Genomic DNA, 26,161 nt, shown 5'->3' on the forward strand with positions numbered 1-26,161 from the left:
ATTGATTAAAAGGCCTGTAAACAGGCCTTTTAATCATTATCATTCGGTAATGTTTATAAATACCTCACCAAAGAGCTGATTACTGCCACCTTGATGCATCGTTATTCTATATTTACCGGCAGCTGGCTCTGGGCCATAATGCGTAAGAATCTCTCTTAAACTTGGCATCACCATTGTCCCCGACTCAGGGTTCGGTGCATGACCTTTACGCCAATCATCAGGATCACCTGTCGTTGTATCTGCCTGAGTGTAAAGCCAAGTCATATAGCTTGACGCTTCAGGAGCATAAACGCCTACCCACTGGCTACTGTGTCCAAGGCCACCAAACCATTCAAGTTCAATGCGATCATCAAGTGAGAATGTTTCGCCACCGAGCGTATTCATACCCAGCATAGGAACACTAATATCTGGCATCCCCGACGTAAGGACAATATTCTTTCCTTCAGACCAGTTAGACCAAACAAAGAACTCATTACGATGTTTAGCCTTGAGTGTCACGGTTACATCTTGAGCGTCACCTACTCCATCATTCACCTTTTGGTAAATATCTGAAAGGCTATTTATGATGTCATGTTCAGTAATATTGTTACCTTCATTACGATCTTCATCATACATCCAGTATCGTGCTCGCGTTTTCTTACCCCAGATATGCTCGAATTCTTTTTTGCCTGACGCACCAACATATTCTAGCTGCCACCATGTTTCATGATGCGCATAGTCTTCAGAATCAACAAAATCCGATGTAGAAACGACTAGCTGCTGAGGAGGGTTTAGCATATTAATACTATCAGCAACGTCACCAAGAACAGGCTTTTGTGGCTTAACAGTATTCTTTACCGTTTTTATTTCATTTGTTGTGTCATATCCACCAGTGGCATCAAGAATTCGAACGGTCATATTACGACGATCACGCCCATCTTCATGCTTGAAATCGACGTATGTCATTTCAGAAATCATGACACCACGGCCAGCCCAACGTGATTCATAACGGTCAAATTCAACGTGACCATAACAATTACGACAAGCACGCGTAGCTGATGGTAGTCCAGCCCAAATAGTCGGAGCGCCTTGCGATTGACCTATATTGAAACCACCATGGTTATGTCCATAAATATGCAAACCTAACCAACGGTTCCGCTCCCCACCGCCATGAATTGTATCTCCTGCAGAATGGAGATCATTCAAATCGATCCAATCACAAATTGTTTGTTTCTTGTCTTGCCATGTTTCAGACTCACAAGAAAAGTGAGTCATCATGACCGAATAGTTGATCAAATCGTAAGCAACACCTGAATGTTCTTCAGCATGGTAATCATTTGAGTGTGCTCTAATTCGCGTCTCCCAATGATTCGCCTGACGCTCAATATCTTGAGGATCTGTACGTTCTATTTCTGAGTTATGGCCTACAAGCCATGTATCTAAATAGCGGTCTTCCCACCAATGTACATCTTTATCAACGCTATCTGAGTCACTAATTTCAGGTAATTTGAAATACATTTTGGGTGTTTCCCAAAATTTATCTTTGTCATGGTTACCAAAACTGATACTGACAGGCACATAAGGTGCAATTGCTGAGAAAAGATTAAGTGTTTTTCGTGTTGCGATATGATCGTGCCCTAAATATCCAGCAATATCACCCGCGATATAAATAGATGCTAATTCATCAACACAATTTTCAGGCAGGCTATCACATTCACCTTGAATAAGGCCTTCCACTAGCTTAGATATATAATTATTCGCATGAGTATCGGCATAGTGGGCAAACTTATAGACATGCCCATCCTCTACATCCGTTTTCTTTGGCCAAGTTTTAAACTGGTAAACCGGTGTTTGGCCAAAATCCGTTTCAACAAAGTATTCATAGATTGTATGTGAATCTAATTCATTCAACTCGGCTTCAACAAGATTTTCCAAATGATAAGCATTATGAATAATAGGAACAGGAGTAGCTTCATGCTTAACCCATTCATTGGCATCTGAATTTTCTTCAACTTTTTGTCTATAGTAGACATTCCTAACATCTGACTTTATTTCAAACCTTACTGTCATACTGTCTGTTTTAGGGCGCTGTACATAAGGTGAAACATCAAAAGGAATAACGCCAACACCTGGAATACCAGGAGCTCCTGGTGAGGTCCCTGGATTTCCTGGTACACCGGGTTGTCCATTTTCTGGTTTAGCCGTTATATCGTCACTACCTGAATTACAACCAGCTATAATGCTTGACAGCAATAGAGGTATGATAACTTTTTTGTTCATTTCCATGTCCTAGTTAGAAGTAACTGAGACATAAAATAGACCTTTAATAGTTAAGGAAAGTGACAAAATCAGCCATTTATTCTTAATAGTTCGTTAAGTAAAACTAATATTACATCTTGAATAAACATCATTTTTACCAAGTAAAGTGGCACCTCTTTATTCGTCTATATAAGTGTCATTATGAAATTGAATAAAATACGGTATCTTCCCGCAGGGCTAATGCTTATCGTCATTGCTGGTTGTAGTCCGTCTTCAGAACAACAAGTATATAATAGCCTTGGCTGGTCTGACTTAATTCCTGAAGATCAGCAAAGCTATCAACAGAGTTTAACCACCTTTGAGCATCAAGCTTTAGCTGGACCACAGATGGGCTTATCTCAGGTACAAATGCGGACTGATCTTAGCGATCAACACGTACGCATCCCTGGTTTTGTGGTCCCATTAGAATTAGACCATGAAAAGGTTTATCAATTTTTGTTGGTTCCCTATCACGGCGCATGCGTGCATGTACCGCCACCACCAGCGAATCAATTAATTCATGTTTATACCGAAGAAGGAATGAGTTTAGAGTTTACTAACGATCCTATTTGGATCGAAGGGCAAGTAAGAACTGCAGCACTTGATTTCGATGTAGCACAAGTGGGATACACCTTTTCATTAGATAATGCCTTTTTATATGACGCAGGCCAACAAGAGTATGGAAAAGGTATATCAACGATTTCATTTTATGATGGGGTAATTGATTCAGTATTTAATTAAACACAACATACAAAGTATCCTGTTTGACTACCACATGAATCAAATATGCGCATAGGGCATACTAATTTCTAGTATATAGAATCACGATCTGTCGTTAAGCTGACTAGATGTACGAGCAGATTGTTACACTTAGACACAAATAAAACACTGTTCATTTGATACAGCATTGGTTCAGGAAGATACGCATAGAATCTACTCCATAAAATAAACAGCACGAACTTAGCACTCTATTTAACAGGCAGCAGGTACTTATTATGAACTCTTTCGGCAAAGCTTCTATCGTTTCAGTTATTGGTCTTACTTTACTGACTGGCTGTGTAAACCCAGGTGAAGATGACGCTAATGCAGCGACCAAACAAGGTGCTGCTGGCGGTGCATTACTTGGCCTAACACTAGGTGCACTAACTGGTGATGCTGAACTTGCTATGAAAGGTGCTGTTGCTGGCGGTGTTGCCGGTGGTGTTGCTGGTTCATCGGTAGATCTTCAAAGTAATCGTGACAACATTCGTCATGACAGCCGAAATGACTCTCTGTCTCAAATTGGTAACGGTAACGCAGGCTCAGCTAACACAGCAACGCCACAAAACTGGGACCAGCTTGATAACTTTACTGGTGACTGGAATGTTAATATCTGGAGTGGTGTAGTATCACAGCCAGTTACAGGCACAGCAAGTGCTTCTGGTTCTCTAGCGAAAACCACTGAAGCAAGCCTTAAGATCAACAATCTTCAGGTACAAGGCGCGAAACAATCTCTTGAGTTAACTGCAAACTTTGCCTATACCCCTGAAGCTGGCTACACACTATCGCTAAATAACAATGCCAACAATATTCCTGTCAATTTTGCTGGTGAATATCAGCAAGGTATGAACCGCTATAACTACTACCCAACAAACACTCAAGCAAGTATCTTTGAAGGTATCGACTCTTCAACGGTACGCGTCGAACTTGGCTTCGCTGGCTCAAATGTAATCATGATTGATGCTTATGCACAAGTTGATGGCAAAGAAGAGAAAGTACAAACGTATCGCTTCACAAAAAGCTAATGCTCATCGATTAAAACGTTAAAAAATACGGCGCTGTATCTTCCAAAGGCTCAGGAAGGTACGGCGTTTTTACTTTTAGACAATTCTTCTCTCCTATCATCGCCAATCAAACGCCAATCAAACGCCAATCAAACGCCAATCAAACGCCAATCAAACGCCAATCATTTCATTGAAGAATATCGTGCATTGGTATCAACATCTCAATTCAAAAACATAAAATTAACATCTAACATTACAAATAACCGCTTTTATTGATAGTATCGCGCTACTGTTTAAGGATAAACAACTAAAAATGGCTGCAAATACAACGAATAAGACACTGACGTACCACCAAATGAGGCTAATGGTTACTTTAACCATTATTGTCTCACTGATCGTGTCTAATGTGCTCTCATCTCTCGTTGTATTAAACCCTGACCAAAACAACATTGCGCGTAACTGGTTAACCGGAGACAAAGTTTTAATCTGCACAAGTGAAGGCTTACAGTGGATAAATATCAATACTCTTAAAGGAAAAAATAATCATCACGACTCAGAGAACCATTCAGCCGAGCACCAGTCACTTGTTAAATTTCACTGCCCAATATTCAAGTTGCAACAAGTGGCACTCAACGACTTTTCTGGGCCTTTTTTAGCGTTTGTTACACTGTCGGCGCAGTTGCCAGCTGAAATAAAGCTCAACTATATACCGATTATTACTCGGCTTTATTACGATTATGCGCCAAAGCACTCTCCACCTTATCTAGCGAAATACTCACCCAAATATAAAATTCAAAAATAACTCGCTAGAAAAAGCGTGTGCTCATGGAGAAAGTAATGAAAAAAATTCTATCACTGATAATGACCTCAATGTTTGCATTTAGTAGCTTAGCTTTTGCTCACGAATACAAGGCTGACACACTGCATATTGATCATCCATGGTCGAAGCAAGTGCCTCCAACCTCTTCTGTTATCGCTGGTTTTTTCAATGTAATGAACCACGGCGACCAAAATGATATTTTACTCGGCGCATCTTCACCTATTGCTGAAAAGACCGAGCTTCATGCTCACATGCATGAAGATGGTATGATGAAAATGCGTGAGGTTGAGCAAATTGAAATTCCTGCCAATGACACACAATCACTTAAGCCTGGTGGCTACCACATTATGTTCTTCAACATAAATGAAGTACCAAAGCTTGGTGATAAATTCCCAGTCACTCTTAATTTTAAAAATGCAGGCAAAGTAAATATAGATGTAAAAGTTGAGAAGGCGACATACATGCCTGAGAGCGGGAAATCTGAGCAAGCGATGGATCATTCGAACCACTAATAACAAAAAATAATCACAGCGCTAATGCGTAATTAAGGCCAGCAGGCTAAAACTGCTGGCTTTTTATTTGATCGATGCTAATCCAAATCAATATTGCTGAGTATTAAGGTTGTTTATTCTCATTTTTTCACGCAACCTTATGTGTAACACATATATAAGCACATCAACATTATGCGTCTTGACGATCTCAAACTCTTTATCACCGTCGTTCAACTTGGTAGCTTTACAGCAGCAGCAAACGCGTTAGATCTTCCCCGCGCCAACGTCAGCCGACGTATTGGGGAGCTCGAAAAACACCTTAATGCTCAGTTGTTCTTTCGTACAACTCGAAAATTACGCCTGACTCAACATGGTGAAATCTATTATCAAGAGCTTCTAAAAGTCATAGAGGGTATAGATAAGGCACAAGATGCAATTCACCAACTCGATGACAGTCCCGTGGGTAAAGTTAAGATTGGTGTACTGCCTGATAGCGATGAAGTCGTACAGCCTATTTTGACCGAGTTCCAGCACAAGTACCCTGAGATTGAGCTAGATGTTCGATTCAGTAGTAATGGCTTCCAAGATTTATATGAAAAAGGGTTAGACATTGCATTCCACGCAGGTACTTTACAAGACTCAAGCCTTGTAGCCCGCCATATTGCGAGTATTAATCGCTTTTTGTTAGCGAGTCCAAGCTATATTGAACAATATGGTGAGCCGCGCAGTATTGAAGAACTGACCCATCACCGTTGTATTTGTTACCGTTGGCCTGATGGACGAGTTGAAGATACATGGCGATTTACTGACTCCCAAGTATCTGTCTCGCCGAAACTCAGCAGTAACAGTACTAACTTTATACGCCGCTCTATGATTGCAGGTCAAGGCATTAGTTTTTTACCTTTGCTGCTCGCAATTAATGCTATGGAATCAGGCGAGTTAATACGCGTATTACCAGAGTATCAGTCAAAAAGTGATGATCTTTGGCTAATCTACCCTGATAGACTCGGCGTAAGCAAAGCAACTCGTACTCTTATCGACTACATATTGGACAAGTTACCAGCCGTATTCTAATTGTTACGATTTTCATACCAATTTATCTAAACATATCAACCATGATCTATCTTTAGGCAACATCCTAACTTTATTGTCATGATTTTCATGACAGTATTTCCTGCTAGGGTCCGATTATCACTTCCACCAATCATCATAAAATGATGCCTACAGAAACAGTGGGAATCTATTATGAAATCAACAACGTTTGTGCTCGCACCAATTGCAATACTGCTATTAACAGCGTGCAGTGATGCACCAACAGAATTAGCTGAAAAAACACCAAGACCAGTACAAGCAATAAAGCTGGGAGACATGGATCAGCTCAGTGTTAAACAGTTTGCTGGCGTTTTAGAGGCAAAAGATAGCGCCAACCTCGCCTTTAAAGTACCTGGGACAATTGAAGAAATTCTGGTTAAAACCGGTGACTCGGTTGTTAAAGGGCAAGTTATTGCACGCCTTGATCCCCATGGTTATCAGGTTACTGTACTCGAATTAGAGGCACGCCTCGATGAGGCTCAAGCAGCACATGCACTTGCGGCCATTGAATTAAAGCGAGTAAAACAAGCCTCCGACGACAATGCGATTGCTAGCGTCAACCTTGACCGAGCTCAAGCTGGTTATAAACGCAGTGCCGCCATGGTCGAAGTCGTTACGCAAAACTTGCAAAAAGCACAAGATGCGCTGGAATACACATCATTAACAGCCCCATTTAATGGCGTTATCGGCAAGCGATTTACCGACGAATTCGAACAAGCAGTACCCGGTATACCGGTCTTTATCGTACACCAACCGAACCAACTGCAAGCTAGTCTCGATATGCCAGAGAGCATAATGTCTAATTTTAACCCAAACGCACCAGCGTCGGTCAGTTGGTATGGCTTTGAGCACAATATCCCAGCAACGATAAAAGAAATCAGCACCCTACCGGACATCATTAAACAAACCTACACTCTTGTTTATACACTTGATACAGAAGCTCTTCTCGCCAACAACGCGCGAGTATTGCCAGGTAAAGCCGTAAAAGTAGCAATCAAGCTCAAGCAAGAAACGGGGCAATATTGTATCCCCTATTCGGCAATTTTTGTCGATCCTACAGGTGGAACTGCGATATTTACGATCGATAATGGTATAGCACAACCTAAACCAATTACCGTTAATACGATACAAGGCCAAGATGTGTGCGTCTCAGGTAATATCGCATCAGGCGACGTTGTTATTATCGCAGGCACACATTACATCAAACCCGACACCGTACTGGGTAACATCAATATTATCGCTTCAATTTATCCCACACCAACCAACGTTAGCCAAAGTGAGCAAATTGCTCTTCAGTCATCTTCTCAATCACGCACCCAATAGGCAACATTCATGAACCTTGCAGAATTTGCCATCCGACAACGCACCTTTGTCATTTTCTTTTGTGCATTGTGCGTTGTTGCTGGCCTAACGTCCTATTTCAAACTGGGTAAATTAGAAGACCCAACATTTACCGTTAAAAGTGCCGTTGTAGTTACGCTTTACCCCGGGGCATCAGCTCTGGAAGTAGAAGAACAAGTAACCGATAAAATCGAAACAAAGCTCCAAGAAATGGAGTCCTTGTGGAAACTTCGTTCTTTGTCTCGGCCTGGTAGTTCAATGATCTTTATTGATCTTAAAGAATCAACCCGCTCGCAAGATCTCCCTCAAGAATGGGATTTACTGCGTAGAAAGGTTAATGACATTAAGCTTAATCTACCAGCAACAGCTCAGATAAGTATTGTTCAAGACGAGTTCTCTGAAGTCTATGGCATGCTTTTCGCTGTTACTGGTGATGGTATTGAACCTAGCGATCTTCGTTTGTATGCCAAAGAACTTCAACGCCGCATAAAAGCGGTTGAAGGCATTAAGAAAATTGAACTCCACGGTGTTCGCAATCAAGTTGTGAATATTGACCTTCCTGATGAACGCCTTGCTGAATATGGATTGTCATCAGCTCAGGTGATTAATCAATTAGCCAGTCATAACATGACCTATGATGCTGGGCAGTTTAAAGCTGGCATAGAACGTATTCGTGTAGATCAAGGCAGCGAATTCAAAAGCTTAGATGACATTCGTAATTTAACCATTAAGAGTGGTATCGGTGACTTTAGTTCAGGGCTTATTCGCCTTGGCGATATCGCAACGGTTTCAATGGGCTATCAAACACCCGCATTAACAGAAAGCCGATTTAATGGCACAGATGCGATTACCCTTGCGGTTAGTCCTAACAACGGTATTAATGTTGTCTCTTTAGGCGAAACCCTCAACCAAGTCATTGCTGAATACCAACAAATACTTCCTCTGGGTGTTGAAATAAACACGGTTGCTTTCCAACCTGAAGAAGTTCAGAAATCAATTAATAACTTCGTAACTAATTTAATTGAGAGTGTGGCCATTGTTGTTGTCATTCTATGGCTGTTTATGGGCTTTAAGAGTGCAATGATTGTTGGCAGCAGCTTGATGCTTACCATCTTATTGACTTTGGTATACATGAAATTTCAAGCAATTGACTTACAACGTGTTTCTCTAGGTACGTTTATTCTTGCTTTGGGAATGCTCGTTGATAATGCCATTGTTGTGACCGACATGATTATTAATAAGTTCAACAAAGGGGTTAATAAACTTAAAGCAACGAAAGAAACCATTGATGAAACGGCAAAACCGCTTTTAGCTGCAACGATTATTGCCATCATGGGTGCAAGCCCGGTTTTATTCTCGCAAACAGACTCTGCTGAATTTGCTATCTCAGTGTTTTGGGTGATGTGTTCATCCCTACTGCTATCATGGTTTGTTGCTATGACGGTCACGCCACTCATGTGTTGGCTGTTTATAAATCCTAAAATAGCTCAAGAGGGGCAACAAAATTCCAAACCATCCATTTATCAAAAAGCGATCTCATATACGGTGGCTCACCCATTAAAAGCGATTAGTCTTTTAGGGCCGTTGTTGGCGATTACCGCATTCGTCATTCCAAATATTGCGATCAACTTTATGCCAAGCTCAGATAGACCAATGGTATTTTTGGATTATTGGTTACCTAATGGCGCCCAAATAGAGCGTACATCGCAAGATATGACCCATATTGAAAAGTGGTTATTAGAGCAACCCGAAGTCAAAAATATTACAACGTTTGTTGGCGCAAGCGCCCCTCGTTTCTCTGTGACAGTAGAACCTGAACCATTTGACCCAAGTTACGGGCAAATATTAATTAATACACACGACTTTGATTCGATAGGTGCATTAGTTCAGCGAGGAGATGCATGGCTTAGAACAAATTTCCCTCATGCAGAACCGCGTTTTCGAGCGCTAAAACTGGCAACAAAAGATAAGTTCAGTATTGAAGCGCGTTTTATCGGACCAGATCCAAAAGTGCTTCATGCGCTTTCGGCACAAGCTCAAGATATTTTGGCAGCCAACCCTTACACCAAATATGTGCGTGATGACTGGCGTCAACCAAGTAAGGTCATTGTCCCGCTGCTGAACCAAGAGCAAGCACGTCGCGCAGGGGTTAACCGCACAGATATCGCACTAGCGATTAAACGAGCTACCGAAGGGGTTACATTAAGCCAGCTGCATCAAGGTGACGAGCTAATACCAATTAAAATCCGAAGTTCGAATGCCGACATCAGTTCATTAGACACCCTACCCGTTCGCTCTCTATTGGGAGTACATACTGTTCCGCTTGGACAAGTCGTGGATGGCTTTGAGTTGAAAACCGAAGAAAGCATGATTTGGCGACGTAATCGCCTTCCAGCAATCACTGTTCAGGCTGGCGTTGATGGCATGACGGCATCTGACGTTCGCAAGCAAATTGCTGCTCAAATCGAAGAAATAGAACTGCCTTATGGCTACCAGTTTGAATGGGGAGGTGAATATTACGATGAACATAGGTCAATCGTTGATACGCTAAAACAAATGCCTAAAGCATTACTCGTTATGGTGGTTATTCTTGTCGCTTTATTCAATGGCTTCAAACAACCCATTATTATTCTCACAACAGTTCCGCTCGCAGCAACAGGTGCCAGCTGGTTCTTATTGATAATGGATAAGCCCTTTGGTTTTATGGCGCTCATCGGTGCAATTGCACTTTCAGGTATGATCATTAAAAACGGTATCGTACTAATGGATCAAATTGAGTTAGAACGTGCAAACGGTCGAACATTAGAAGATGCCATTAAAGAGGCAACACTGAACCGCACAATGGCAATTTCAATGGGGGCATTAACGACAGCAATGGGGATGATACCATTACTTTCTGATGTGCTATTTGATCAGATGGCTGCAACTATTATTGGTGGTTTAGCGGCTGCAACCGTCTTATCACTGTTTATTATGCCAGCTTTATATAGGCTCTTTTATCGTGCTGATTTACATAAGACGCCTGACACGAACACGATGAAAAATGAGGAGCTAACCAATGAACTTAGCTAAACTCTGCCCTATCGCTTTAGCATTAATCATGACTGGCTGTGCAACAGCACCTGATTATTCAGCTCCTAACGATGTACTTATTAGCAATTACCTCAACCAAGGTGCTGACGGCACATCAAACGTACTTCAATCAAATGAAACAGTTTACTCAACGTGGTGGTATCAATTTAACGACAGTACACTCAATCAACTGGTTGCCGATGCACAACAGCAAAATATTCCGTTAAAAATAGCGGCAGAACGTATTAAGACAGCACAAGCTTACCAAAATATTGTTGAGTCATTTAAGGTGCCTACAGTCAGCTTAGGTGCTGGATATTCATCTTTAGGACTCAGTGATAATGACCCATTAATGGGGCCGCTGGTGTCAGCAAATAATCCATTGGGTACATCACTCATTGATAGTAACCAGCAAGCTTTCACTATGGGAGCAACTATTGCTTGGGAACTGGATTTATTTGGCCGCATTGACAAGCAAGCCCAAGCCGCTGAGATCCGAAAAGAGCAAGTCGAGATATATCGTCAAGGGCTGACAACTATGATCACCTCTGATGTTATTCATAATTACCTTCAGCTTCGCGGTGCACAAGCGCGTAAAGTGATTGCGAAAGACATGGTTGATGACCAAGAGGAAACGCTTGAATTAGTAAAGAAAGTAGCCAAAAGTGGCTACGGTTCAGATCTTGATGTAGCGAGAGCAAAAGCAATGCTCGCTGCGACAAAATCCATAATTCCACAATTAGATACGGCTGAAAACGCACACCGCCAGAGGCTGGCGATATTACTTGGCGAAACACCGTCACAAATGCAGGTGCGTTTTTCATTGCCAAAAACAATTCCAACATTCGAAGGGTTGATCCCAACAGGTCTTCCATCTGATTTATTAAAACGTCGGCCAGATCTGCAAATTGCCGAACGAGAAATGGCGGCCATTAATGCCGAGTTGGGGGCTGCTGTCGCTAACCAATACCCTAAGTTCTACCTTACTGGTGCACCAGGGTTTCTGGCGAAAGACTTTGATGACTTGTTCAGCAATAACTCAACAGCCTGGATAGCCAATATTGGCGTCAGCTGGAATATTTTTGATGGTGGGCGGACTGAAGCCATGATCGATCTGCAAGAAACGCGCTTTAGAAGCAGTGCTCTTGCTTATCAGCATGCTGTAAACGGTGCTATCGGTGAAGTGGAGACCTTGCTTAATGGCTACGGTAATAGTCAGCAATACCAGATGCTGATAACGGAATCTCAAACTGAAACGGATATCGCCGTTAAAAAGGCCAAGTCTCTCTATCGTGCTGGATTGATCGATTACCTCTCGGTTCTTGATGCACAGCGTCAGCAACATGTATTGCAAGACCGTGTCATTGCTGCTCGTTTACAAACAGCCAATATGGCCGTTGGGTTAAATAAAGCGCTCGGTGGAAACTGGGCTATTTAATCATTGAATGACGAATGTGCTACCACGTTATGTTCTTCAACATAATGTGGTAGCAAAAATATCTAAGCTAAATTACCGGCACTAAAACGTAATGAAGGCCAGCAGGTAAGACTGCTGGCTTTTTATTTACTCGAGATTAATTCAGCGGTATTACGAATCCAGTCCGATATTTATATGAGTTATATTACATATATGAAGTCATATTTTTCTTAACCGTAACAGCTAATAATGATATCAATTAATAACTTTTACTTTTTTCTCATTCTCCCACACAGATCAACCCTTTGTTTATTAAAATATTTATCGCCATTATTACACAGTGGTAAAAGTCATTTATGAAAAACCTAGATTATCACATGTCACGGAATGGAGCATACTGCCTCCAACAAACGAAGAGCCTAAATCAAGGCTCTGATGTTAACTTAATTCTGTGTTATATAATCGTTACCTCTGTTGGTTGTAATGTTGAATTATTTCAATCTCTCTACAGGTATGGTTATTTAACTAAATATGATTAGTGATGCATTTAGTACTAGATGCCATAATAAATGAAGGTAAGAAGTGAAAAAATTAAACGTTTCTATTACTACGTTGTTAGTTTTATTTTCAGCCGCAACATTAGCAGATATTAATATTGCAGATACAAAAAATGGTTCGTGGATAACGGTATCTAATAACGGTGCTGTAGAAGAGAATGCATCAGTTACGGTTTCAAATCTTCCACAAGTAACTCAATCATTTAAAACTAATTCGAATGGACGTGTATTCATTCCACTATCATTAAATAGTTCACGTTCTGTTCAATATAAAGCCATAACATCTGATGGTGTAGAATTATCACGCAGTGGCTTCCACAGCGTAAGTAAGCGCTAACCGCCTTAATAAAACATCAACCACATAATATTATAGTTTATCTCCATGATTTTTATAGACTATAAACCAAGGAAAAGAAAATGACGACTCTATCTGATAAGCCAGGTATCACTCTATTAAAATCTGGCTCATTTAAGTTAAATGATTTAAGTCAACTTCTTGAAGTCGAAGGTTTGAAAAGCCATATGGCTGAAGTTGCGGTGACAAATAATTCAAATGCATTAACCATTGGTCACTTCACCATGGAACCAGGCGTTGAATTTGAATATCTTTATGATTCTGTAGAATATAAAGTGATCACCAAAGGTAAAATTGTAATGCGTGACAAACAAGGTAATAAATATATTGCTGAAGTTGGTGATGTCATTTTATTTTCACCTAATGTCACCGTGATTTTTGATGCTGAAAGTGATGGTGAAGCTATTTATACTGCTCACCGAAAAGCAGCGCCTGAATTTGAGCCACAAGCATAATATTTAAGGTATTAGCATGATTAGTCAAATTGTTAATAAATATAAAGCGGTATTCTGTCCTTCTAATGGTGTACACATTCACCCTAATGTTGATAATGGTATTCAACCAACAGCAGATAATTTTGAAGGCGGCGTTTTAAAATGCCATTGTCGTTCAAATGCAGTTACTGTAGAGATCAAAGGGCAAAGTGCTCATAACCATGTTTGTGGCTGCTCTAAATGTTGGAAGCCTAGCGATAGTCTGTTCTCACAAGTAGCAGTGGTACCAAGAGATAACCTGAAAGTAACAAACAATGAGTCAAAACTTCAGGTTATTGACGACAGTGCAGCTATTAAACGATTTGCTTGTCAGGATTGTGGTGTCCATATGTACGGTCGAATTGACAATACCGATCACCCATTCTTTGGCTTAGACTTTATTCATACTGAGTTATCAAAAGAAAAAGGTTGGTCAGCACCTGAATTCGCAGCATTTGTATCCTCAATTATTGAAACAGGAACAAACCCTGAAGATATGGGGGCAATACGTAAGCAACTAAAGTCACTCGGCTTAGAACCTTATGATTGTCTTTCTCCTGTATTAATGGATGCAATCGCGGCACATATCGCAAGTAACAAATAACAAAAAGGCTCTTCGGAGCCTTTTTTCAAATGGTCATTAACCTACCTAAGAAAGTGCTATTTATGACCACCATTCCAACATTGACACTGCACCATATTGCGACAAAATCGTAGTGACACCGCAGAGATACACCCGGGCTCACTGGCCACCTTCTCTTTTTCTGCTCATTATTCCCTCTTGATTGTGTCTAACATTTAATCAATAATGATTTTCAAACACGCGTTTAATTATTAACGTGAAAATCAAAATAATAAGAGCAACTATGTCTTCAATGCTAAAGCTGCACAAACTTGACGGGTATATACAGTCAATTTACCTTGCTGAATACCCTCACGGTCTGCTGCTACTCGACGGCTGTAGCCGTGCCGACATCCCCTATATCAAGGCATTCATCACGGGTACACTCCATCGTCCATTGACGGATCTTTCGCTGGTTGTGGTAACCCACATGCACCCCGACCATGCAGGTGCTGCTCACCAGCTTAGAAAAATCTCAGGGTGTAAAATTGCAGCGGCCAATGTCGGCGGCGATTGGTATAGTGGCGTAGATGGTAAGTTAATGCATTTGGCTGATATTTACTTGGCAAAATGGGTCGCTAAACGAATGAAAAAGCCGTCACAAAAAGTGTGGTACTCCAGCATTTTAAAGCCCGATTATCGTCTTGATGATAATGAACCCTTACCCGGCTTCCCAGAATGGATAACCATAGAAACACAAGGCCATACTGATCGAGATATTTCGTTACACCACCAGCCAAGTAACCGTATTTATGTGGCTGATTTAATGGTGAAAGTAAAAGGTCGGTATATTCCGCCATTTCCTGTGTTCTACCCCAACCGCTACCGCCGTTCTTTACATAAAATTATCGATTTGAAAGCAAGCTCTCTCATTCTTGCTCATGGTGGTGAAATTCAGCCCTCTGATGAAGAATTTCAATACTTACTTGATCGCACCCCAACCAAACCAATAACGCATTGGCGATCGGTTAAAATGAAAGTAAAGAAAGCATTCACCAAACAACGTTAATATGTTGGATCGACCACACCTCGATGTACCGTTAGACTCTACACCAAAGGTATTCAAATAAAAGAAACGTTCCACGATTTAAAAAAACTCAATACGGCTTTGGTTTGCACCAAAGCCTGAACTTAAAGCTATAGATATGTCGATATAACTGACATACAGCGATTAACCGTTTCTTCTTTTTCACCCACAGGAGCTACATAATGAATCGCTGATTCTGCTGAAGCTTTATTTGCAAGTTTACTAATACACCATGCAGCTAAGTACTGAGACGACATGCAACCGCCTGCTGTCGCAATATTACCCTTTGAAAAAAACGGCTGATTCAAAACAGTGACACCAGATTCAAGCACCCAGGGCGTTGTTGTTAAGTCAGTACATGCAGGTATATTTTTAAGCAAGCCTAGAGCGGACAATAAAAGGGTTCCAGAACACTGCCCTCCGATTAGTTGCCGATTAGGATTCAATGTTAGTCGAGAAAGAATATTTTCATCTTCTGCTATAGCGCGTGTTAATACACCACTACCGAATAATACAGCATCTGCGCTATTTGCAAACTCAAGTGGTTGCTGAGCTTTAACAACAACGCCATTCATTGATGTTACAAATTCAGAGGGGCATGTTATTTGTACATTCCAGCCAAACTCTTTCATTCGATTTATAATGCTTGAAGCAATAAATGAGTCCAACTCATTAAAGCCTTCAAAGGTCAGTACTGCAATATTCATATCCAATTCCTTTTGCTTAACGCCAGCCATATAGCACGCCCTACTGAATATCAATCAAAACGGCTAACTCTAAAAATGCTGCCTTGAAGCATTTATAACGCAACTTATACCCACAGAACTCCACTAATAACCGTCCTAGCCGAGCCAATAAGTTTAATGCGTTTGTTTGGTAGAAGTTCTGTACATATATACCCTCCTCTCGAAGAGGCTTGATACGCATTGAATCTGGATTTCTTCAGCTTCTGCCCCCAGTATTGAGTTAAAGCGCAGTGAGCAGAGCCCGTAACTGGATCTTCATCTACACCAACCCATGGTGCAAAATATCGAGACACAAAATCCAAGTTTTGACCAGTTGACAGTGCTGTTACAACAACACCACGCCCTTCTATTTTCTTCAATGCATTAAAGTTAGGTGACAAATTAAACACTATATCGTCGCTAACTACTTCGATAATGTTTTTTGAGTCGAAGCCACCAAACGAAACTACCTGTTCATCACTAAGACCAAGCGACTGAATCAATATTTTATTTCTTGGTAAATCCAATAAGAGTTCCGTGCTTGGAAAATCCAGTTCAATTGTCGATTCGCAAATTCTAGCGGACAAAGAACCCGATAATGTGTTGAAGGTTAGTATATCCCCAACTTGCGCTAAGCCCTTACCTTTTAATACGTGTGCTACCGCTAGTGTTCCATGACCACATAACTTCACCTCTACTTTCGGTGTAAACCAACGCAAACTCATATTGTTTAACGTTAAGAAGGCAGTCTCTGATACTGCCATCTCCTCCGCAATCGAAAACATTAGCTCTTCAGTCAGAGGATTTTCTGAGATACAAACACCCGCAGGATTTCCCTTAAATGGCTCCGATGTAAAAGAGTCAACTTGGTAGATTTCTAAATCCATAACCACCCTCATATGTAAATTTTACGGTTGCATAAAGCTAAGATAAGCAACACACCCACTTATCTTTCAATACCCACAACTTTCATACCAAAACTGCCAAGTATAAAAACGAACCAACATTAAAAATATAGAACCCGATCCCATCTTAATCGGTAATACCTTTAATACACCTATAGCCAAGTAAAAATGTGCTAATGCTTATAATTAGATTTAGTTCTCACTTTCTGAGCGTTAATGATTCGAATAAATATCACGCCATGATGAGCAAAAAAGAAAAGGGAATATAACATGACTAAGTGGGTATGGGCCTTGCTGACATTTTTTATAGCATGCCTTCAGGCGAATGCAGCGACATCGCGCGATTTAGCCAAAACGACAACATCTTGGGACGGGCAACCACTTCCCAGTTACAATCTAAAGCAACCTGAAATAACCATCAAAAAAATCATCATTGCACCCGGCGAGAAACTCCCTTTGCATCAACACCCAGTGATAAATACCGGCATATTATTAACGGGTGAGTTAACTGTTCACACAAAAGACAAGAGCGTCACGATTAAAGCTGGGGATACACTGGTCGAAGTCATGAACACCTCACATTACGGTGAAAATAATGGCAGTGAACCAGCAAAAATTATTGTCTTTTACTTTGCAGAAAAAGGGACAAAAGTGACAGTGTTAGATCACTAGGCTAGATTAAACATAAATTCAGGTTCTAATGTTCTTTAACGGTTAAGGGGGTAGTTACTCTTACGTTAGTATATCGCTATTATGCACTGGAAAATGCCCCCCATGCGACTACAGTAATGTCTAGCATCATTACAATATGGCAAAGCCATATAGGCTGACATTATGAACACCTTTTCTAAGCTTAGAAACCAAATACAGGGGCGAGTGATCGTACCTAATGATCCAGATTACGACGAAAAAAGACAGATCTGGAATGCCATGATTGATAAGCGCCCAGCGGTTATCATTCAATGCAGCAATGCTTCTGATGTACTCCACGCGCTAAATTATGCCAAGGATAATCAAGCTGAAGTGACTATTCGTGGAGCGGGACACAATATTGCAGGTAATGCGATTTGTGACGATGGGGTCATGATTGACCTTTCGGAAATGAAAGGTGTTCGTATAGATGCCAATAGCCAACGTGCTTATGTTCAACCCGGTGTCACCTTAGCGGATTTCGACGCCGCAGCACAACAACATGGGCTCGCCACCCCTGTCGGTATTAATTCAACAACGGGCATAGCTGGGTTAACACTCGGAGGCGGTTTTGGCTGGTTAACCCGTAAATACGGTATGACCATTGACAACTTACTCTCTGCTCAAGTCACTACTGCAGATGGCCGTCAATTAACTGCATCTGAAAACGAAAATAGCGATCTCTTCTGGGCTATCCGTGGTGGTGGTGGCAACTTTGGGATTGTCACAGAGTTTGAGTTTAAACTTCACCATGTGGGGCCAGAAATTGTTGCGGGTTTGATTGTTTATCCTTTCGATCAGGCTAAGCAAGTGCTTACCTCTTATCGTGAATTCACCCAAACCGCCCCTGAAGATCTTAATGTTTGGGTCGTCATGCGCCAAGCGCCTCCTCTACCTTTCTTACCTGAAGAGGTGCATGGAAAAGAAGTGATTGTATTAGCCATTTTTTATGCTGGTGAAACTGAAGCAGCTGACAAGCTAATTGAACCTCTTCGCCAATTCGGCACACCTTATGGCGAACATATAGGTGCGCAACCTTATACCGCTTGGCAGCAAGCATTTGACCCATTACTCACCGCAGGTCAACGTAATTACTGGAAATCACATAATTTCACAGACCTTGGCGATGAAGTGTTTGCTCACCTACTACACTACGTCGGTGATCTTCCATCTCCACAATGTGAAATCTTCATTGGCCAGCTTGCAGGTGTCGCAAACAATGTCGATTCTACTGCCATGGCCTACAGTAGCCGTGATGCTAAGTTTGTCATCAATGTGCATGCTCGCTGGGAAACACCCGACGAGGATGAAAAGACCATTGATTGGGCAAGAGACTTCTTCTATGCGACAAAACCTTATGCATCCGCCGGTGTATACGTCAACTTCATGACCGATGATGAATCAAGCCGAGTCTCTGCAGCTTACGACTGTAATTACCAACGGTTAGTCGATATAAAACGCAAGTACGACCCAGACAATTTCTTTCACCATAATCAAAACATTAAGCCTTAAATACGATTTCAGGCCGCTTTATAGCGGCCTGAAACTGTCTCACAATGATATTATTTTACGTTTTTAATCTTCGTCACTCACCGAATTTTTAAAACCTTTAATTGACTCTCCAAGGTCAACCCCTAGGTTTTTTAACTTGCTGGTCCCAAATAATAGTATTGCAATAAGTGCAATGATCACTAATTGCCAAACGCTGATTCCACCCATAACTTACAACCATAAAATAGATCATTGACAAGCGTTAATAAGATAAATAATTATCTAAACAAACTGAAAGCACCTTACTGAATGGTTTTATAATCACCTTCATTTAGTTCGTCTAACGTGAATAACGTCGTTACCTTACTTTCATTATGAACCCCTAATGCGGCATCAATAGGTGTAATAACTAATTCATATTGAATATTTGAGTCAAGTTCCGATATATCACGTAATGGCACATTAAATCTTTTTGTGGTTGATGCATAAACGGTTTCAGCGCCAAAACGTTGATTAATTAATGCTGAGCGTTCCCCATGAGTATTTAATTCATTTAGCTGAATTAAATAATACAATGCTGGAACAATATGGCCTCGGATATTATCAAACTGGACACGTAACTTATCTTCCGTTATCACCAAGTCCAAATTGTGTGAAAATGGCATCTCGGTCTGTTTAATGTTATCCAAATAAGCATGGTCATATTTATTCAACTCCACATTACTATTATTATGCCCGTATACCCAAGTAGGGCCACATAGCGCGCCTGCGGAACGGAAGCTATTCGGCGACAATTCATTATCTGTGTAGTCTGGTTCAGGCCTGTACCAACCACCATTACGACGCATATAATATTCATCAGCAGCCAAAGCAATACGCTCTACTTCAACACGATCATCATAAATTTCAATAAGTAATAAAGACCACACTGGCACTTCGACAGAGCGCACTAACTCATCATTATCACTAATGGTGGCATTAGCATCGACCCATTGATAATTTATACTTCCACAGTTAAATGCGGTAAATCCGTCCTGCAATACAGAGCGCTCGTCAGTATGAGTATAATGTGAATGACCTGAAAAATGAATGACTTCTGGGTGTTCCTTTAATACTGCTTTAATGTCATGCTGACCGCCATTATAAGCACCATTATTCACACTACCAGGTAAAGGGTGATGACCATGAACAATAATAGGTTCATTGTTATAATCACTTAATTGCTTAATACCCTCTAAAGCATTACGTACAAATAGAGCTTGCGCTTTACCTGCATCACTATTTCTACCAAGCATAGAATCGTAGCCAATCACATGAATATTTTTCACTTTTTTATGGTAATAACCGTCCTGCTCATCTTCCTGTACAATTGGAAACCATGCTTTCGGATATGCATGAACCATATCCATAACATATGCGTCATGGTTACCGCGGCTCAAAAGTACTTCGGTATCCATCATTCCAGTGCGTGACAAGTTAGAACGTAATACTTCATGAGCAAGGGAGTGAGTCCAACCCGTTGTTTTATCATTATCACCAATAAGATCCCCCACCCCTATAATCAAATCAGGGTTAGGCATATAGGTTTTAAGTACGTCGAAATGAGAAATCCACGACTCACCAAAGCGACTCTGATAAATATCTTTGAATTCAGAATCAGAGAATGCAACCATTGAAAATATCGGTGTGCCCTTTTTCACTAGATACGTGTATATAGCAACTTCACTTTTCTCTCCATCACGAAACGCGCGTGCATGTATCGTGGTTGATTGAGTTAATGTAATCCCCGTATTCGCATCGTACATCACATCACTCTGATCAGGGTCGAAACCATCAAGTGAATAATAAATAGCAGTTTCAGAACCTGTTTTTTCAAAAAAAACGGTCACTGTATCTTGATACCTACCGGGCTTGGTTATCGCCCGAGGTCTATCGAAAAAAGGAAGCGTAGGTAATGTTGGTTCTTCAGGCACAGTTTCAATTTTCCCATCAGAACTCGTTGTGTTACATCCCATCAATAATGTTGGCACAGCTGTGAGGACAACAGTACTACTTGCCTTACCAAAAAAACGTCGGCGCGATTTATTTATGCTTTCACCATTTTCTGAAACTTTCATTTTCGACTTCCATATAGAATAAGATAGATACAAATTAAACGATAAACATGACTTTTATTCGTGATGTTTGTTTAGTTTTGATTTGAACAGACACAATTAAAACTTTACTAATGTAATTATTAAAAACTCATATAATCCAATAGAAACTTGTGTGTTAATATGAAAAATTAATTATCAAAATACCAATGTAACTGTAACCAGCCTTTATTATTCGCCTCATACCTTAATCGCTCACAGCCGTTAACGACCACAGGGTAATCTACCTCTAATAACAGGGGTAAATCATTAATTGAGTCTGAGTAAAAATGAATAGGGGTATACTGCTCTCCACGGCTTTCAACCCATTGTTCAAGACGTATCACTTTACCCGATTGATAGCTTGGGGTGCCTTGTATTTTCCCAGTATAACAACCGTCTTTAATCACTAGATCGACACCTTCGGCATGCGGTATATTCAAGTATCGGGCCATTGCTTTAACCAGAAACGTAACGCTTGCAGATATGATCATACAGGTGATCTCTTTCTGCTTAAGCTCTTGTAACAATGCTTTTGCTTGAGGAAATATATATTTTGCTGCTGACGACTGAACATAATTGTCAGCCATCGTATCGATCTCTAAAGCTGAATACCCTTTTAATGGCGAGAGACTAAATTCGATATAAGCATCTAAGTCCATTTTCCCTTCATAATAAAGCGCCATCATGCGCTTGTCTTCTTTCAAAAATTCTTTATCGACAAGGCCTAGCTCTTCAACCAAAAATTGATGCCATAGCATGGATAAATCATTAGCAATTAACGTTTCATCCATGTCAAAGATGGCCAATTCATAGGGTTGGTTTATTTCTTTTACTAACATTGAGGTATACCTGTATACAGGCTGTATTTATTACAGCCTGTATTATTTAATGAATAGAGTTATTTAATGGATAGAATTGTTGTGCGGTTTGGGTGACCTATGGCGTTAGCGAATACGCCAGCTTTGGGTTCTTTTTAGCAGTAAGTAACTAATCACCCCATGTATAATTCGAGCAACTGCTGATGTCAGCATGATCATGACCGCCATTGCAGCAGCGGCAGCGGTATAGCCCATCTCATCAAGGTGCATGACCGCAATTGAGGCTAGAGCATTTTCTGTCGTATATAAGAAGATGACCCCTGACGTCGTTGTCATTGCATTCACAAACAAATAACTGCCAATATCTAACACTGCTGGTAATGCAACAGGCACAGATATTTTTAAAAATGCTTTGTATTGCGGGATTTTCAACGAAGCAGCCACCGCTTCAATTTCAGCTGGGATCTGTCGTAATGCTGTTAACGCTGTCATATGTCCGACGGTATATAAGTGAACTACCGTACAAACAACCAATATTGTCATCGTGCCATAGATACTGTTCAATGGATTAGACGGCGCATTAAAGAAAAATATATACCCCAAGCCTAAGACCATTCCAGGTACAGCCATTGGCATCATCGCAGCAAGATGAAGCGTATTACGCAACGGCCCCATAGTACGGCCTTTACCAACACAATAAGCAACGATAAATGTAATCGCCGTACCGATAACGGCAACTAGCAATGACATCACGACTGAGTTATAAAACGGTGCCCACCCGTAACTGATAAAACGGCTAAAATCGTAGTTATTCAGTGTTAATGCTGTATTGTAAGGCCAAAAGCTGACAACCGAACCATAAACAGCCATCCCAATCACCACCATAATTGAGATAGCAATCATGCTGCAAAATACAAACGAGATGCTATCACGTATTTTATGCGGTTTAGGCTGATAAATAACAGAGCTCGCGCTCATCATATTTTGCTGTTTTTTACGAATACGTGTTTCAATCGCAAAAGAAAGTAAAGCCGGTAGTAGTAGTACAACGGATGTAACCGCACCCATTGCAAAGTTATGCTGACCAATCACTTGCTTGTAGATATCAGTCGCTAGTACGTTATATTGTCCACCAATAACCTTTGCTACCCCGAAATCGCAAACAACAAGGGTAAAAATAACCACCATGGCACTCATTAGGCCATACTTTGCACCGGGTAATGTCACCGTGAAAAAAGTTCGAATAGGTGATGTTCGCATTGCTCTCGCGGCTTCGTATAACCTTTCATCCGCTGTTGAGAGGCCTGTACTCATAATTAACAGCGCATGTGGGAAACACCAAAACACTAGCCCTAATACAATACCTATTGGGCCATAAATGCTATTTCCCATTAGCCACTCTTTCCATATTCCCTGATTACCAAATAAGTAAACCAAAGAAATTGCGGGTAAAAGTGAAGGGGCAAGAATCGGCAAACTGCCAATGATTTTAAATAGTCGCTTTCCTGGCATACAGGTTCGAGTTAGCGCGTACGAGTAAAAGAACGCCAAAAACCCAACAATTGTTGAAACGGTAACACCGATGAATAAGGTATTATAAATAGAGTGTGTTAATGCAGGGTTGGTTAAGTAATTCGCATAATTCACAAACCCAACATATTCACCTGCGCTATTTTGAACACTTTTTGCGAACATCGCACCCAGCGGAGCAAATAGCCCAAGCAACATAATTAGTGCAGCCAAAATTAATACCGCAGCCATTACCAGTTGGTCTGTACTCACATGTTTAATTAGCTTTCCAAATTTATGATGTCCGACCCATTGACGTTTAAGTGGAAGTGCCGCTTCTAAACTCATGCTGGTGCCCCTTCAAACACATGCGCGTGCTTTGCATCCCACATTAGACGGCATCGTTCTCCTTTCGCTGGCAATCCTTTTTTTGCCCGCTCTGACGAGATATCAACTTGAACAACCGGTAACGTCGAGTCTGGCTGGCACTCTAGTCGTACATAGGCACCCATGAATTCCAACGCATTTACCGTTGCATTCAAGCCTGATTGTCCGTCTTCTGCTAAGCGAATCTCTTCCGGACGCAATGCTAAATTCACCGACTCTGAATCAACCATTCTTGGTGATTTGAACGTAAAGTCGTCAATTTTTAATGTGTCTTTTTCCATCACGCGTGCAGGTAAAAAGTTCATGGTGCCAACAAACTTCGCAACAAATTCTGATGCTGGGTGGTTATATATTTCTTCTGGTGTACCCACCTGTTCAACGACACCATGATTCATCACTACAATGCGATCTGCCATCGTCAGTGCTTCTTCTTGATCATGAGTAACCATGATCGTGGTAATACCAAGTTGGCGTTGAAGTTGGCAAATTTCATGGCGTAAATGAGTACGCACCTTCGCATCCAGCGCTGACAGAGGCTCATCCAAAAGAAGTAAACCGGGAGATAGTGCTAAAGCACGACACAAAGCGACACGTTGTTGTTGCCCACCCGATAATTGAGCTGGAAATTGATCGTCATAGCCATCAAGATCGACCAGTGACAACCACTCACTGACTTTCTCTAAAGCAGCCGCTTTTTTAAGGCCTCGGTTTATCAATCCAAAAGCGATATTGTCTGCAACCGTTAGGTTTGGAAACAAGGCATAAGATTGGAACACAATACCGAAATCACGCTGCTCTGGCGGCAATAAAGTGATATCACGATTATTTTGGCTTATTTGACCAGATGTCGGTAATTCAAGCCCTGCAATTGCACGCAGTAAGGTGGTTTTACCGCACCCTGAAGGCCCAAGGAAACAGACAAACTCTCCTTCATTGATATCTAGCGATATCCCTTTCAGGGCAGAAAACTCACCAAAATTCTTTATCAAATTATCAATATGCAGATATTTTTTGTTCAACATTACGTATTACTCTGTATGGCACCAAAACGAAAATAATGAGCGATATGACCGCTTTTATTCAGCGGCCACATCGATATTACTCGCGAGCGTTATTTAGCGTCTGATTTTCCATCAAAGCGGCTAGTCCACTCTTTAATGATGTTGCTGTAATTATCAGATGCCCATGCAAAGTCATTCGTTATCATCAGTTCAGTTGCGTTATCAGGGTAATGTGCAACAGGTTTAGCCAATTCACTGATTGCGATAACTGGGTAGAATTTGTTGTAAGCGCGGTTTGCGTCTTCAGAAGCAGCAAAGTCGATTAGGGTTTGAGCCGCCTTTAGGTTACTCGTGCCATTTACCACAGCTGCAGCTTCCATGTCCCAACCAACGCCTTCCGACGGGAAGATCATATCGATTGGCGCACCTTGCTCTTTTAGAGTCGCACCTCGGAATGCAAATGATACACCCATCGTTGCTTCACCTGTTGCCGCTAGGTTACAAGGCGCTGAACCAGAGTGTGTATAACGAGCAATATTCTTGTGCAGCCCTTCCATGTACTCCCAGCCCGCATCTTCACCAAATTGTTGCAACCAAGCTGATACGTCAAGGAAGCCTGTACCTGATGATGCTGGGTTAGGCATAACAATATGGCCTTGGTATTCAGCCTTCGTCAGATCAGCCCATGATTCTGGTTTTTCAAGACCATGCTTTTTAGCTTCAATGGTGTTAAAACAAATACCCGCAATCCATGCATCCATACCAATCCAGTGTGGAACTTCTCGGCTATCACGGAATTTTTCGTCTAGCTTTTCTAGGCCTACAGGTGCATAAGGCGTCAATACGTTTTGATTATCCAAAACCATCATAGATGTCGCCGCTAGCCCCCAAATAACATCAGCCTGAGGGTTTGCTTTTTCTGCCAATAAACGTGCTGTTACTACGCTCGTTGAATCTCGCATAAAATTGAGCTGAATTTCAGGGTGCGCAGCTTTAAATGCAGTTTCAAGCTCTCTGATTTGTTCAATTTCAAAAGCGGTATAAACATTCAACTCTTGCTTTGCGAACGCAGCAGCACTTGTTAAAGAAGCTGCAATAGCAGTAGCGAGTATCAGTTTGTTCATGGAAATCTCCGTATCATTAAAGAATAAGCAATTAAGTTACTACATACCTTAATGAAGCAAGATTAAGTA

The 26,161-nt window shown here is 41.1% G+C and carries 22 protein-coding genes and 1 pseudogene; 14 read left to right on the forward strand and 9 right to left on the reverse strand.

Annotation, left to right across the window (positions count from 1 at the left end):
* Positions 1 to 39 precede the first annotated feature (39 nt).
* Positions 40 to 2,259, reverse strand: a complete 2,220-nt coding sequence (locus L4D78_RS23050; protein ID WP_428469098.1) for a metallophosphoesterase — start codon at positions 2,257 to 2,259, stop codon at positions 40 to 42.
* 180 nt (positions 2,260 to 2,439) lie between these two features.
* Between L4D78_RS23050 and L4D78_RS23055 the strand changes: the two genes are divergently transcribed.
* The 12 genes from L4D78_RS23055 to L4D78_RS23110 all read left to right on the forward strand — a co-directional run bounded on the left by L4D78_RS23055 (position 2,440) and on the right by L4D78_RS23110 (position 15,289).
* A complete protein-coding gene (locus L4D78_RS23055) occupies positions 2,440 to 3,018 on the forward strand; it encodes a DUF3299 domain-containing protein (RefSeq protein ID WP_428469099.1) in 579 nt (192 codons plus the stop codon).
* A 254-nt stretch (positions 3,019 to 3,272) separates the two neighbouring features.
* Positions 3,273 to 4,061, forward strand: coding sequence for a YMGG-like glycine zipper-containing protein (locus L4D78_RS23060; RefSeq protein WP_428469100.1), 789 nt, complete (start codon positions 3,273 to 3,275; stop codon positions 4,059 to 4,061).
* 292 nt (positions 4,062 to 4,353) lie between these two features.
* The gene (locus tag L4D78_RS23065; RefSeq protein WP_428469101.1) at positions 4,354 to 4,842 is read left to right on the forward strand and encodes a hypothetical protein; all 489 of its coding nucleotides are present in this window, start codon (positions 4,354 to 4,356) and stop codon (positions 4,840 to 4,842) included.
* A 35-nt stretch (positions 4,843 to 4,877) separates the two neighbouring features.
* Positions 4,878 to 5,372, forward strand: coding sequence for a copper chaperone PCu(A)C (locus L4D78_RS23070; protein WP_428469102.1), 495 nt, complete (start codon positions 4,878 to 4,880; stop codon positions 5,370 to 5,372).
* Between the two features lie 171 nt (positions 5,373 to 5,543).
* Positions 5,544 to 6,425 (forward strand): LysR family transcriptional regulator, encoded by an 882-nt coding sequence (locus L4D78_RS23075; protein WP_428469103.1) that lies wholly within the window; start codon positions 5,544 to 5,546, stop codon positions 6,423 to 6,425.
* 171 nt (positions 6,426 to 6,596) lie between these two features.
* Positions 6,597 to 7,766 carry an efflux RND transporter periplasmic adaptor subunit gene (locus L4D78_RS23080; protein WP_428469104.1) on the forward strand — a complete coding sequence of 390 codons (1,170 nt, stop codon included), beginning with the start codon at positions 6,597 to 6,599 and terminating at the stop codon, positions 7,764 to 7,766.
* 9 nt (positions 7,767 to 7,775) lie between these two features.
* On the forward strand, positions 7,776 to 10,856 hold the full coding sequence (locus tag L4D78_RS23085; protein ID WP_428469105.1) for an efflux RND transporter permease subunit: 3,081 nt from the start codon (positions 7,776 to 7,778) through the stop codon (positions 10,854 to 10,856).
* Positions 10,843 to 12,294, forward strand: a complete 1,452-nt coding sequence (locus L4D78_RS23090; protein WP_428469106.1) for an efflux transporter outer membrane subunit — start codon at positions 10,843 to 10,845, stop codon at positions 12,292 to 12,294. The genes L4D78_RS23085 and L4D78_RS23090 overlap by 14 nt, the downstream gene beginning before the upstream one ends.
* 561 nt (positions 12,295 to 12,855) lie before the next feature.
* The gene (locus L4D78_RS23095; protein ID WP_428469107.1) at positions 12,856 to 13,167 is read left to right on the forward strand and encodes a hypothetical protein; all 312 of its coding nucleotides are present in this window, start codon (positions 12,856 to 12,858) and stop codon (positions 13,165 to 13,167) included.
* A gap of 80 nt (positions 13,168 to 13,247) precedes the next feature.
* A complete protein-coding gene (locus tag L4D78_RS23100) occupies positions 13,248 to 13,640 on the forward strand; it encodes a hypothetical protein (protein WP_428469108.1) in 393 nt (130 codons plus the stop codon).
* A 16-nt stretch (positions 13,641 to 13,656) separates the two neighbouring features.
* The gene (gene gfa, locus L4D78_RS23105) at positions 13,657 to 14,262 is read left to right on the forward strand and encodes an S-(hydroxymethyl)glutathione synthase (protein WP_428469109.1); all 606 of its coding nucleotides are present in this window, start codon (positions 13,657 to 13,659) and stop codon (positions 14,260 to 14,262) included.
* A 262-nt stretch (positions 14,263 to 14,524) separates the two neighbouring features.
* Entirely contained in the window at positions 14,525 to 15,289 is a 765-nt protein-coding gene (locus L4D78_RS23110; protein ID WP_428469110.1) for an MBL fold metallo-hydrolase, read from the forward strand.
* Positions 15,290 to 15,417: 128 nt separating this feature from the next.
* Here L4D78_RS23110 and L4D78_RS23115 read toward each other — a convergent pair whose 3' ends face one another.
* The gene (locus L4D78_RS23115) at positions 15,418 to 16,014 is read right to left on the reverse strand and encodes a DJ-1/PfpI family protein (protein WP_428469111.1); all 597 of its coding nucleotides are present in this window, start codon (positions 16,012 to 16,014) and stop codon (positions 15,418 to 15,420) included.
* 104 nt (positions 16,015 to 16,118) lie between these two features.
* Positions 16,119 to 16,919: a PhzF family phenazine biosynthesis protein gene (locus L4D78_RS23120; RefSeq protein WP_428469112.1), complete on the reverse strand. Its 801-nt coding sequence runs from the start codon at positions 16,917 to 16,919 to the stop codon at positions 16,119 to 16,121.
* A gap of 288 nt (positions 16,920 to 17,207) precedes the next feature.
* Here L4D78_RS23120 and L4D78_RS23125 point away from each other — a divergent pair, with 288 nt between their 5' ends.
* Complete coding sequence (locus L4D78_RS23125; protein ID WP_428469113.1) at positions 17,208 to 17,609, forward strand: cupin domain-containing protein; 402 nt, start codon at positions 17,208 to 17,210, stop codon at positions 17,607 to 17,609.
* A gap of 162 nt (positions 17,610 to 17,771) precedes the next feature.
* Positions 17,772 to 19,139: an FAD-binding oxidoreductase gene (locus L4D78_RS23130; protein WP_428469114.1), complete on the forward strand. Its 1,368-nt coding sequence runs from the start codon at positions 17,772 to 17,774 to the stop codon at positions 19,137 to 19,139.
* Positions 19,140 to 19,205: 66 nt separating this feature from the next.
* Here the strand turns inward: L4D78_RS23130 and tatA are convergent.
* From tatA to L4D78_RS23160, 6 genes and pseudogenes are all read right to left on the reverse strand, one after another.
* Positions 19,206 to 19,346 (reverse strand): annotated as a pseudogene (gene tatA / locus L4D78_RS23135) (twin-arginine translocase TatA/TatE family subunit); the annotation flags it as partial.
* Between the two features lie 74 nt (positions 19,347 to 19,420).
* Positions 19,421 to 21,235 carry a metallophosphoesterase gene (locus L4D78_RS23140; protein ID WP_428469115.1) on the reverse strand — a complete coding sequence of 605 codons (1,815 nt, stop codon included), beginning with the start codon at positions 21,233 to 21,235 and terminating at the stop codon, positions 19,421 to 19,423.
* A gap of 167 nt (positions 21,236 to 21,402) precedes the next feature.
* Positions 21,403 to 22,092: an HAD family hydrolase gene (locus L4D78_RS23145; protein ID WP_428469116.1), complete on the reverse strand. Its 690-nt coding sequence runs from the start codon at positions 22,090 to 22,092 to the stop codon at positions 21,403 to 21,405.
* A 105-nt stretch (positions 22,093 to 22,197) separates the two neighbouring features.
* Positions 22,198 to 23,928 carry a putative 2-aminoethylphosphonate ABC transporter permease subunit gene (locus L4D78_RS23150; protein ID WP_428469117.1) on the reverse strand — a complete coding sequence of 577 codons (1,731 nt, stop codon included), beginning with the start codon at positions 23,926 to 23,928 and terminating at the stop codon, positions 22,198 to 22,200.
* Positions 23,925 to 24,989: a putative 2-aminoethylphosphonate ABC transporter ATP-binding protein gene (locus tag L4D78_RS23155; RefSeq protein ID WP_428469118.1), complete on the reverse strand. Its 1,065-nt coding sequence runs from the start codon at positions 24,987 to 24,989 to the stop codon at positions 23,925 to 23,927. Before L4D78_RS23155 ends, L4D78_RS23150 begins: the two co-directional genes overlap by 4 nt.
* A gap of 89 nt (positions 24,990 to 25,078) precedes the next feature.
* The gene (locus L4D78_RS23160; RefSeq protein WP_428469119.1) at positions 25,079 to 26,092 is read right to left on the reverse strand and encodes a putative 2-aminoethylphosphonate ABC transporter substrate-binding protein; all 1,014 of its coding nucleotides are present in this window, start codon (positions 26,090 to 26,092) and stop codon (positions 25,079 to 25,081) included.
* Positions 26,093 to 26,161 lie beyond the last annotated feature (69 nt).

It is taken from the genome of Photobacterium minamisatsumaniensis (genome assembly GCF_050336695.1).
In the GTDB taxonomy this organism is placed as follows: Bacteria; Pseudomonadota; Gammaproteobacteria; order Enterobacterales; family Vibrionaceae; genus Photobacterium; species Photobacterium minamisatsumaniensis.

Excerpts from the sequence above, each read along its gene's own strand:
- L4D78_RS23090 (WP_428469106.1), top strand. The coding sequence starts at position 10,843 with ATGAACTTAGCTAAACTCTGCCCTATCGCTTTAGCATTAATCATGACT.
- L4D78_RS23130 (WP_428469114.1), top strand. The coding sequence starts at position 17,772 with ATGAACACCTTTTCTAAGCTTAGAAACCAAATACAGGGGCGAGTGATC.
- L4D78_RS23145 (WP_428469116.1), bottom strand. The coding sequence starts at position 22,092 with ATGTTAGTAAAAGAAATAAACCAACCCTATGAATTGGCCATCTTTGAC.
- L4D78_RS23110 (WP_428469110.1), top strand. The coding sequence starts at position 14,525 with ATGTCTTCAATGCTAAAGCTGCACAAACTTGACGGGTATATACAGTCA.
- L4D78_RS23080 (WP_428469104.1), top strand. The coding sequence starts at position 6,597 with ATGAAATCAACAACGTTTGTGCTCGCACCAATTGCAATACTGCTATTA.
- L4D78_RS23120 (WP_428469112.1), bottom strand. The coding sequence starts at position 16,919 with ATGGATTTAGAAATCTACCAAGTTGACTCTTTTACATCGGAGCCATTT.
- L4D78_RS23115 (WP_428469111.1), bottom strand. The coding sequence starts at position 16,014 with ATGAATATTGCAGTACTGACCTTTGAAGGCTTTAATGAGTTGGACTCA.
- L4D78_RS23075 (WP_428469103.1), top strand. The coding sequence starts at position 5,544 with ATGCGTCTTGACGATCTCAAACTCTTTATCACCGTCGTTCAACTTGGT.
- L4D78_RS23070 (WP_428469102.1), top strand. The coding sequence starts at position 4,878 with ATGAAAAAAATTCTATCACTGATAATGACCTCAATGTTTGCATTTAGT.
- L4D78_RS23125 (WP_428469113.1), top strand. The coding sequence starts at position 17,208 with ATGACTAAGTGGGTATGGGCCTTGCTGACATTTTTTATAGCATGCCTT.
- L4D78_RS23050 (WP_428469098.1), bottom strand. The coding sequence starts at position 2,259 with ATGAACAAAAAAGTTATCATACCTCTATTGCTGTCAAGCATTATAGCT.
- L4D78_RS23140 (WP_428469115.1), bottom strand. The coding sequence starts at position 21,235 with ATGAAAGTTTCAGAAAATGGTGAAAGCATAAATAAATCGCGCCGACGT.
- L4D78_RS23150 (WP_428469117.1), bottom strand. The coding sequence starts at position 23,928 with ATGAGTTTAGAAGCGGCACTTCCACTTAAACGTCAATGGGTCGGACAT.
- L4D78_RS23155 (WP_428469118.1), bottom strand. The coding sequence starts at position 24,989 with ATGTTGAACAAAAAATATCTGCATATTGATAATTTGATAAAGAATTTT.
- L4D78_RS23100 (WP_428469108.1), top strand. The coding sequence starts at position 13,248 with ATGACGACTCTATCTGATAAGCCAGGTATCACTCTATTAAAATCTGGC.
- L4D78_RS23065 (WP_428469101.1), top strand. The coding sequence starts at position 4,354 with ATGGCTGCAAATACAACGAATAAGACACTGACGTACCACCAAATGAGG.
- L4D78_RS23085 (WP_428469105.1), top strand. The coding sequence starts at position 7,776 with ATGAACCTTGCAGAATTTGCCATCCGACAACGCACCTTTGTCATTTTC.
- L4D78_RS23160 (WP_428469119.1), bottom strand. The coding sequence starts at position 26,092 with ATGAACAAACTGATACTCGCTACTGCTATTGCAGCTTCTTTAACAAGT.
- gfa (WP_428469109.1), top strand. The coding sequence starts at position 13,657 with ATGATTAGTCAAATTGTTAATAAATATAAAGCGGTATTCTGTCCTTCT.
- L4D78_RS23055 (WP_428469099.1), top strand. The coding sequence starts at position 2,440 with ATGAAATTGAATAAAATACGGTATCTTCCCGCAGGGCTAATGCTTATC.
- L4D78_RS23060 (WP_428469100.1), top strand. The coding sequence starts at position 3,273 with ATGAACTCTTTCGGCAAAGCTTCTATCGTTTCAGTTATTGGTCTTACT.